This window comes from Pseudomonas sp. GYB4201, assembly GCF_056312595.1.
Genome location: NZ_JBWGIG010000036.1, coordinates 60,438 through 67,636, shown reverse-complemented (window position 1 = coordinate 67,636; position 7,199 = coordinate 60,438). Strand labels below are relative to the sequence as shown.

The 7,199-nt window shown below is 64.3% G+C and carries 4 protein-coding genes; 2 read left to right on the top strand and 2 right to left on the bottom strand.

Annotated elements, in window-relative coordinates; genetic code table 11:
• Positions 1-243 precede the first annotated feature (243 nt).
• Entirely contained in the window at positions 244-1,908 is a 1,665-nt protein-coding gene (locus AC0Z2B_RS25985; protein ID WP_476300510.1) for an FMN-binding glutamate synthase family protein, read from the bottom strand.
• A gap of 237 nt (positions 1,909-2,145) precedes the next feature.
• The gene (gene lpxO / locus AC0Z2B_RS25980) at positions 2,146-3,045 is read right to left on the bottom strand and encodes a lipid A hydroxylase LpxO (RefSeq protein WP_476300508.1); all 900 of its coding nucleotides are present in this window, start codon (positions 3,043-3,045) and stop codon (positions 2,146-2,148) included.
• A gap of 338 nt (positions 3,046-3,383) precedes the next feature.
• Here lpxO and AC0Z2B_RS25975 point away from each other — a divergent pair, with 338 nt between their 5' ends.
• Both AC0Z2B_RS25975 and AC0Z2B_RS25970 read left to right on the top strand, forming a co-directional pair.
• Complete coding sequence (locus tag AC0Z2B_RS25975; protein WP_476300507.1) at positions 3,384-5,918, top strand: autotransporter family protein; 2,535 nt, start codon at positions 3,384-3,386, stop codon at positions 5,916-5,918.
• Between the two features lie 22 nt (positions 5,919-5,940).
• The gene (locus tag AC0Z2B_RS25970; protein WP_476300505.1) at positions 5,941-6,735 is read left to right on the top strand and encodes an alpha/beta hydrolase; all 795 of its coding nucleotides are present in this window, start codon (positions 5,941-5,943) and stop codon (positions 6,733-6,735) included.
• Positions 6,736-7,199: the final 464 nt, after the last annotated feature.

The window sequence follows — 7,199 nt, the reverse complement described above, 5'->3', positions numbered from 1 at the left end:
GGCCCTCCGCTGCGCTACGGGTCCCCTCCTTCCGGCGCCGCTCAACGGGCAGACGGCACCCGCTATAGAAGCCTGCGGGTTACCGTCTCTTCGGCCTGCGGCCTCGGCCCTTCGGGCAGCCCGTTGATCGACGCCTCCAGTCGGCCCGGGCGCTTTACGGGGCATACAATCAAGATCACAAGCAAGATCAAAAGCCAGATCAAAAGCAAGTCACAAGCAGATCAACAGCCGTGGCGCGCGCCATCAGGCTTCTTCCAGTGCCTCGACATGCAACGCCTCGGCCTTGCCCGGCGCCTCAACCACAACCGGCGCGAAGCTTTCCGGATTGGCCATGCGCCACATCCGCGCATAAAACTCCGCGCTGATGCTGTCCCCCAGCAACTCCCCCGGCGCCAGGAACACATGAATCTGCGAGAACAACCGCACCTCGGTGGTGGTGGTCCTGCGCACCAGGTGCTTGGCCTGCAACTGCGCCGGGTGGCTGAGCCCCGCCGCGCTGAGCATTTCGCCTAGGGCCGCCAAGGTGTTGCGGTGGAAGTTGTGCACCCGCTCGGCCTTGTCCGGCACGTGCAGGGCGCGCTGGCGCAGCGGGTCCTGGGTGGCCACGCCGGTGGGGCATTTGTTGGTGTGGCAGCTCTGCGACTGGATGCAGCCAATGGCGAACATGAAGCCGCGGGCGGCGTTCACCCAGTCGGCGCCGATGGCCAGCACGCTGGCGATGTCGAAGGCGCTGACGATCTTGCCGCTGGCGCCCAGCTTGATGCTCTGGCGCAAGCCTGCGCCCACCAGGGTGTTGTGCACGAACAACAGGCCCTCGCGCAGGGGCATGCCGATGTTGTCGGTGAACTCGCGCGGCGCGGCGCCGGTGCCGCCTTCCTTGCCGTCGATGACGATGAAGTCAGGCTGGATGCCGGTCTTGAGCATGGCCTTGACGATGGCCATGAACTCCCAGGGGTGGCCCAGGCAGAACTTGAAACCCACCGGCTTGCCGCCCGACAGCTTGCGCAGGGTGGCGATGAACGCCAGCAGTTCGGTGGGGGTGCTGAACTCGCTGTGGCGCGACGGCGACACGCAGTCGGCGTCCATGCCCACGCCGCGGGTCTGGGCAATTTCCGCGGTCACCTTGTGTTGGGGCAGGATGCCGCCGTGGCCGGGCTTGGCGCCCTGGCTCAGCTTGATTTCGATCATCTTCACCTGGGGCTGGCGCGCCTGGTCGGCGAAGCGCACCGGGTCGAAGCGGCCGTTCAGGGTACGGCAGCCGAAGTAGCCGCTGCCGATTTCCCAGATCAGGTCGCCCTCGAACTCCCGGTGGTAGGGGCTGATGCTGCCTTCGCCGGTGTCGTGGGCGAAGTTGCCCAGGCGCGCGCCCTTGTTCAGCGCGCGGATGGCGTTGGCGCTCAGGGCGCCGAAGCTCATGGCAGAGATGTTGAACACCGAGGCGCTGTAGGGCTGCAGGCAGGCCGGGCCGCCGACCACCACGCGGAACTGCTCCGGGTCACAGGCGTCGCTGGGCAGCATGGAGTGGCTGATGAACTCGAAACCGGGTTGGTACACGTCAGTCAGGGTACCGAAGGCCTTCTCCGACACCTGGTTTTTCGAGCGTGCGTACACCAGCGAACGCTGGCTGCGGGAGAAGGGCAGGCGTTCGTCATCACCTTCCAGCAGGTACTGGCGGATCTCCGGGCGGATGGTTTCCACCAAATAACGTACATTGCCCAGGATGGGGTAGTTGCGGCGCACGGCATGGTGGCTTTGCAGCAGGTCATTGATACCCACCAGGCTCAACACGGTGGTCACGGCGAACGCCGCAAGCAGCCAGCCGCCGGCGCCCAGGAAGGGCAGGCAGGCAATGGAAAACAGCAGGCAAAAGACGAATAGCGCATATCGGCCAAGTAGCGACGGTTTCATCAGGAGCTCCATCAGGCGGCCATGAAACAGTGGGGCAGGCACACTCACACCGCCACGGCGCAGCAGGCTTTTAATTATGAGGGAAGTGCAACTAAGCGGAACAAGCGGGGTAAATCAGATCGAGGTGCACAGTACACGATGGGGTGCGTGCAGTGCAGGCCTGAAGTTGGAAAAGACTGTTACGTGAATTGCAAGTAGTTGCGCGGCGCCCTTTATTGCAAAGGGCGCCATGGGCGATCAGATATAGATGAACAGCAGCACGAACACCGCCACCACTGCCCATTTCTCGGCGTAGTAGCGCGCACGGTTGCGCTTTTTCAGGGCTTTGCCGCGCTCGCGCACCTTGTAGATGCGGCTGAACAGGCGGTTGATGCCCCCGGTCTTGTCACCTTCGCTGTTGGGGGCCGCTGCGGCCGCCATCACGTTGAAGCTGAACCAGCGGTTGAACGCCGTGGCCCAGCGGTATTTCAGCGGCCGCTCGATGTCGCAGAACAGGATGATGCGGTTCTGCTCGGTCTTGTTTTCCGCGTAGTGGATGTAGGTTTCGTCGAACATCACCGGCTCGCCGTCGCGCCAGTAGTAGTTCTCGCCGTCCACGTTGATGTAGCAGGCCGGGTCGTTGGGGGTGTCCAGGCCCAGGTGGTAGCGGTACGAGCCGGCGTAGGGGTCGCGGTGGCGCACCAGGCGCGAGCCGGGCGGCAGGGCGGCGAACATGGCGGCCTTGACCGAGCCAATGCCGGCCAGCAGCTCGGTGGTGCGCGGGCACAGCTCGCTGGCCGAAGGATGGCTCTCGCCGTACCACTTCAAGTAGAAGCGTTTCCAGCCGGTCTTGAAGAACGAGTTGAAACCCACGTCGTCGTGGCCGGCGGAGCGCTTGATCTCACCCATTTCCATCAGCCGCACGCCTTCTTCGCGAATTTCTTCCCAGTGTTGCTGCAGTGGCGCAAGGTCGGGGAAGTCACGGGTATCCAGGTACGGGCGTGCCGGCAACTTGGAGAACAGGTAGAGGAACGCATTGACCGGGGCCAGGAAACTGGAATGGTCGCTCAGTTGCCGCGTGAACTTGTGCCGCACGCGCCCGCGAAAGTGCACGAAGGCGATGGAGCAAACGAATAAAGCGAGAATGATAAATTTCATGACTGATCGTTTTAAGTGGGACCGATACCAGGGATCTGGCCACATTAATGTAGGAAAAGTGGAATTCAACGCGTGGAAGTCGCCGCCCAGTATAACCGAACCTTATGTCGGGGGAAGTAGTGGGCGAAAGTCGGGGGGTTAATTTCACCTGGCCGTGACATGGGTCAAGGCACCTGCCCACGTGCCTGGGTCATGACAAAATCTTCAGAAATGGCTATTTGCCATTAATTGTGCGAGATACGACTCAAGTTTTCCTTGCGACCGACGTTAGCCCCCAGGCTCAACGGTCACTGCCTCATGAGGAGGCGGTGAAGGAATGACTGTTCTAGGGAAGCTTCATGACTCACCTCTTCAAGAAAACCGGTTTGGCGTTGCTCATCAGCGCTGCGGCCGCCAGCCAGGCGATGGCACAGACGTATGATGTAAGCCAGGGCGCCGCGGTAATTTCCGGCACCATCAGCGACGGCCTGACCCTGACGGGGCAGCGCACCCAGGCCAGCGCCAGCGAGACCTTCGGGGAAAAGGTATCCGGCCTCAACCTGCAAGGCTCGCTGGTGAACCAGGCGAACTACACCTTCGACAAGGGCGGCGAGCTGACAGGGCTGGGGGTGGATTCCGGGCCACAGCTGACCGCCAACTACCCCGCCAGCACCATCACCGGTGACGTCATCAACAACGGCACCCTGACTGCCACTGCGGGCTATGGCATGGAAGGCTTCGAGATCGGCCACGCCACCATCCAGGGTTCGCTGATCAACAACGGCATGATCAGCGTCCAGAACGTCGATGAAGCCGAAGGCATCTACGTGCACGGCGCCACCATTGCCGGCGACCTGATCAACAAGGGCACGATCGATATACAGGGCCAGTACGAAACGGGCGTGATCCTGGACTGGGACTGGGCGCGCCCGACCACCATCGGTGGCACGTTGCTCAACAGCGGCACGATCCATGTGACAGGTATGGAATCCACGGGCATCGACCTGGAAACCGTCACCAATCCGCTGCACATCCAGAACACTGGCCTGATCCAGGTCGAGGGAGAGGACAGCAAGGGCTTCGGCATCTACGACAATGTGGTGATCGACAGCCTCAAGAACAGTGGCCGAATCATTGCCACCGGTGCCAACAGCAACGCCATCTGGGTCGACGGCGCAACCTTCGGCGCCAACGGCATCAGCAACACCGGCACCATCCAGACCGACGACACTGCCATCAGCATCAGCAGCGTCACGCCGGCGCTGGTCATCAACCAGCAGGGCGGCCTGATCAGCGGCGCCACCGCCATCGACGGCGGCGGCCAGGCCAGCCTGAACTGGACCGGCGGCGCCATCGCCGGCGACCTGCAGCACCTCACTGGCATCAGCGTCAACGGCCAGGCTGATTACCTGGGCGGTACCATCGCCAGCAACGTCGCCGTCAACGGCGGCTCGTTGAATTTCAAGCAGCAGGGCACCACCCTCAACGGTGACCTGAGCGTGGCCAACGGCGCCGGCGTCGACCTGCAACTGAGCGACAGCGTGGTGCCCACCACGGCCTACCTGACCGTCAACGGCAACGCCAACTTTGCCCAGGGCTCCAAGGTCACGGTCAGCGCCAACCCTGGCGACTTCACCGCCACGGCGGCCGGCACCCAGTACCAGCTGATCAAGGCCAACGCCATCAACAACGCCGGCCTGAGCGTGGCCAGCAGCTCGGCGCTGCTCAACGTCGCCAGCTATAACGTCGACGGCCAGACCGTCAGCGCGCTGGTGACCCTGAAAAGTGACGAGCAGGTCAACCAGGACCTGGGCACCCAGCCCGGCAGCCAGCAGGTGGGCGGCGTGCTGAACCCGTTCAAGAACAGCGTGCTGGGCCAGTTGAGCAGCGACGACAAGGTGTTCCAGGCGTTCGCCAACACCTCCGACGAAGCCCAGCTGGCGAAGCTGGCCAAGAGCCTGGCGCCGCAGGTCAACCGTGGTGGCGTGGATGCCGCGGTCAGCGGCCAGGCGCTGTCCAACAGCGCGGTGTTCAGCCGCGTGTCCGGGCTGCGCTCGGGGCAGTCGTCCGGTGATGTGCTGAGCGACACCGGGGTGTGGGTGCAGGGCCTCAACAGCAACATGAACCAGGACAGCCGCGACGGCGTCAGCGGTTATTCGGCCAACGCCAGCGGCATTGCCGTGGGCGCCGACGGCAAGTTGAATGCCACCACCACCGTGGGCCTGGCGTACTCCTACCTGAACACCAACGTCGGCTCCGACGATGGCAACAAGACCGACGTGCAGGGCAACGCCCTGACGCTGTACGGCAGCTGGGACCTTGACCAGTGGTTCGTCGACGGTTCGGTGAGCTACGGCCACAACGCCAACGACAGCAAGCGCTACATCGCCGGCACCCAGGCCAAGGGCAGCTACGACAGCGACGTGCTGAGCCTCAACGCCCTGGCCGGCTACACCTTCACCCTCAACCAGCACGTGCAGTTCGAGCCGCGGGTGGCCGCGCGTTACTCCAACGTGCAGATCGACGGCTTCGACGAGCATGGCTCCTCGGCAGCGCTGCACAACAGCGCCCAGCGCTTCGAGATTGGCGAGCTGGGTGCCGGTGCGCGCTTGATCGGCGACCTGCCGCTGGCCGGTGGCAACCTCAAGCCCGAGGTTACCCTGATGGCGTACCATGACCTGATCGGCGATCGCGTGAACCAGACCTCGAGCTTCGAGCTGGGCGGTTCCTCGTTCGTGGTCAGCGGTGCCTCGCCGGTGCGTGACAGCTACGAAGGCAGTGTGGGCCTGAACTATCAGATCAACGCCGTCACCGTGGGCGCCAGCTACAACTACCAGAGCAAGACCGGCTTCGATGCCAATACCGTGCTGTTCAAGGCACGCTATGACTTCTGATGCCGCAAGGAAGGTGATGTAAATGAAATGGGCGATGTTGCTGTGCGTGCTGGCCCTGGCCGGTTGTGTTGGCCGGGTTGATCTCGACCAGGCCAGCGCCGGCTCGACGCTGGTGCCGGGCACCCTGGCGACTCGTCCCTACCCGCTGGCGGCACTGCTGCCGCCGGCGCGGTCCTATTCCCGGTTGCGTGTGTACATCGAGGGCGATGGCCATGCCTGGGCCACGCGCAGCCAACCCAGTACCGACCCCACGCCCGCCGCCTCGCTGATGGTGCCGCTGGCCGTCGCCGATCCACTGCCCAGCGCCTATTTGGCGCGACCTTGCCAATACGTGCAGGCGCCGGGCTGCGTGGCGGCGCTGTGGACTGACCAGCGTTTTGACCGGGCGCAGATCCAGGTGATGAACGCGGCCCTGGACAGCCTGAAACAGCGCTACCACGTGCAGGCGTTCGAGCTGATCGGCCATTCCGGCGGTGCAGCGGTGGCGCTGGTGCTGGCTGGCCTGCGCGATGACGTGGTGCAGGTGCAGACGCTGGCGGGCAACCTCGACCCGGCCTATTGGACGACGCTGCAACACCTGAGCCCGCTGCCTGATGCGGTCACGCCATTGATGTACCGCCGGCGCCTGCAAGGCATCGCCCAGCGGCACTTCGTCGGTGACCAGGACGCGGTGGTGCCGCCCGCCGTGGCGGCCCACTACCTGCAAGCCCTGCAGGGCCGCTGCGTGGAAATGGTGCATGTCGCGGCCAACCACGCCCAAGGCTACGACACGGCATGGCAGGCGCACGCCAACCAACCCATCCCCTGCGCCCCGTAGCAGCTGCCGCAGGTGGCGTCCGGCCCCGACGCGGTGCGCCTGAAAAGACGCGGCGCCTGCGGACGCGGCCTACGGCCGCTGCTACGGGCGTGTAGCAGCTGCCGCAGGCGGCGTCCGGCCCCGACGCGGTGCGCCTGAAAGACGCGGCGCCTGCTGACGCGGCCTACGGCCGCTGCTACGGGCGTGTAGCAGCAACTGTCTGGAAAATGGCGTCGTCTGCATCGCGACTAAAGTCGGCTCCTACGCTGTTCGTGGTAGGAGCCGGCCTTGGCCGCGATGCAGGCGACGCGGTCTATGGGGTATCCGCATTCGCGTAGCAGCTGCCGCATGCGGCGTCCGGCCCCGACGCGGTGCACCTTGAGGGACGTGGTCTGTAGCCGCTGCCGCCAGGCTGCGCTGGCCCCTGATTACACTGAAGATCTGCGGCGTGGATAAAGGCCAGCGCAGCCTACGGCAGCGGCTAC

Excerpts from the sequence above, each read along its gene's own strand:
- lpxO (WP_476300508.1), bottom strand. The coding sequence starts at position 3,045 with ATGAAATTTATCATTCTCGCTTTATTCGTTTGCTCCATCGCCTTCGTG.
- AC0Z2B_RS25970 (WP_476300505.1), top strand. The coding sequence starts at position 5,941 with ATGAAATGGGCGATGTTGCTGTGCGTGCTGGCCCTGGCCGGTTGTGTT.
- AC0Z2B_RS25985 (WP_476300510.1), bottom strand. The coding sequence starts at position 1,908 with ATGAAACCGTCGCTACTTGGCCGATATGCGCTATTCGTCTTTTGCCTG.
- AC0Z2B_RS25975 (WP_476300507.1), top strand. The coding sequence starts at position 3,384 with ATGACTCACCTCTTCAAGAAAACCGGTTTGGCGTTGCTCATCAGCGCT.